Below are 2,093 nucleotides of genomic sequence, written 5' to 3'. Positions count from 1 at the left end.
CAAGCTGCGGTGGCGTGGCGAAGTAATTGGACACATGCGCCAGTGTTGCGATTTGCCGGCTCACCGCCTCTACCAGCACCGGATGGGCGTGGCCGAGCGAGTTGACAGCAATTCCGGCCAAGAAGTCGAGGTATTTTCTGCCCTCAGAGTCCCAGACGTGGCAGCCTTCACCGCGCACCAGCTCGACGCTGGGCACGGCTGCAGATTTCATCATCCGCTCTGAATATTCGTCCTGCCAGGTCATGCCGGTACCACCTCCGTGCCAATGCCGCTCTGGGTGAAGACCTCGAGCAGGATGGAATGCTTCGCGCGACCGTCGATGATCGCCGCCTTGGGAACTCCTCCTGTTACCGCGTCGAGACACGCTGTCATCTTGGGGATCATCCCCGACTCAAGGCCCGGCAGCAGTTGAGTCAGTTCGGTCGTGGTGATAACACTGACGAGCGAATCCCGGTTCGGCCAGTCGCTGTAGAGCCCGGCGACATCGGTAAGGACGACCAGTTTTGCGGCCCCCAGGGCGATCGCCAGTGACGCGGCCGCCGAATCGGCGTTGACGTTCAACAGGCCATCCGCTCCCTGCGCGACCGTCGAAATGATCGGGATATGCCCGGCCTCCAGCACGGTGAGTACGCTCGCGGGGTCGACGTCGGTGACCTCCCCGACGAGCCCGAGGTCGATAAGTTCACCGTCGACCATGGCGCCGCGCGGAACCCCGGTGAACAGGCCGCGGTCATCGCCCGAAATACCCCGGGCCAGATCGCCGTGCTCATTGATGAGTGCCACCAGTGTGCCGCCGACCTGCTCGGTGAGCACCTGGCGGATCACCCCGATACTTTCGCGCGTCGTCACGCGGTAGCCTCCCCTGAATTCGCTCGGGATGCCCCGGCGCGTCAGTTCCGCCGTGATTTGTGGCCCGCCGCCGTGCACCACCACGGGCTTCACTCCGGCGTAGCGCAGGTAGACCATGTCTTCGGCGAAGGCGCGTGTGAGCTCTTCGTCGATCATGGCGTTACCGCCGAACTTGACGACGATGATTTCATCGTGGAATCGCTTCAGCCACGGCAGGGCCTCGATGAGAACTGCGGCCTTGGCCGCGGCCTGATCCTGAGCCCTGTTGTCAGAGATGTGCGGCATCAGCTGGAGTATGCACTGTTCTCATGCACGTATTCGTGCGTGAGGTCGTTGGTCAGGATAGTCGCTGTGGCGCTGCCCGACTTCAGGTTGAGTAGCAGGTCGACGCGACGGCCAGTGAGGTCCACCTCGGTGCGCGGGCGATCCGGGGCGCCGAGGTGGCAAACCCGTACCCCGTTCATGGAGACGTCGACGTCATACGGGTCGAATGCGGCATCCGTGGTTCCGATCGCGGCGAGCACACGGCCCCAGTTGGGATCGTTGCCGAAGATCGCCGCCTTGAAGAGGTTGTTGCGGGCAATCGAGCGACCCACCTTAACGGCGTCGTCTTCCGTCGCAGCGCCCGTGACCTCGATGTGGATGTCGTGACTTGCGCCCTCGGCGTCGCCCTGGAGTTGCTCGGCCAAGTCGAGGCAGACCTCGGTGAGCAACTCGACGAAGTCGTCGGGCTGCGGCTTGATTCCGGATGCACCCGAGGCGAGCAGCGAGACCTGATCGTTAGTCGACATGCAACCGTCGGAGTCGAGCCTGTCAAAGCTCATCCGGGTGGCGCTGCGCAGCGCGATGTCGAGCTCAGCCGACGAGAGCACGACATCGGTGGTGATGACTACAAGCATCGTCGCGAGCCCCGGCGCGAGCATCCCGGCTCCCTTCGCCATGCCGCCGATGGTGTAGCCATTGCCGTGCCTGATCGACCGCTTCGGCTTCGAGTCTGTGGTCATGATGGCCGTGGATGCCTCGTCGCCATGATCCCCGAGGGCGGCGGCCGCCGCAGCCACCGCGGGTAACAGTTTCTCGAGCGGCAGCTGCTCGCCGATGAGTCCGGTCGAGCACACGAGCACGTCGCCGGCACTGACATCCAGCGCCGCACCGACGGCCTCGGCTGTCGCATGTGTCACCTGGAATCCCTGCGAGCCGGTAAAACAATTCGCGCCGCCCGAATTGAGCACGATTGCCGACAC

General features: G+C 64.0%; 3 protein-coding genes. All 3 read right to left on the bottom strand.

Annotated features, from left to right (window positions below; all coding sequences use genetic code 11):
* A partial coding sequence (locus RMN95_RS10890) for an aminotransferase class III-fold pyridoxal phosphate-dependent enzyme (RefSeq protein ID WP_309616940.1) occupies window positions 1-244 on the bottom strand: 244 nt, incomplete at its 3' end.
* Window positions 241-1,134, bottom strand: coding sequence for an acetylglutamate kinase (gene argB, locus RMN95_RS10885; protein WP_309616939.1), 894 nt, complete (start codon window positions 1,132-1,134; stop codon window positions 241-243). The genes RMN95_RS10890 and argB, both read right to left, overlap by 4 nt.
* Window positions 1,134-2,093 (bottom strand): bifunctional glutamate N-acetyltransferase/amino-acid acetyltransferase ArgJ (argJ, locus tag RMN95_RS10880; RefSeq protein ID WP_309616938.1); only part of this gene is annotated, 960 nt, incomplete at its 5' end. The genes argB and argJ, both read right to left, overlap by 1 nt.

Source organism: Salinibacterium sp. (assembly GCF_031364185.1).
In the GTDB taxonomy this organism is placed as follows: Bacteria; Actinomycetota; Actinomycetes; order Actinomycetales; family Microbacteriaceae; genus Rhodoglobus.
Note: the sequence above shows the minus strand (reverse complement) of the source record. Positions and strands in the feature narration are given on the sequence as shown.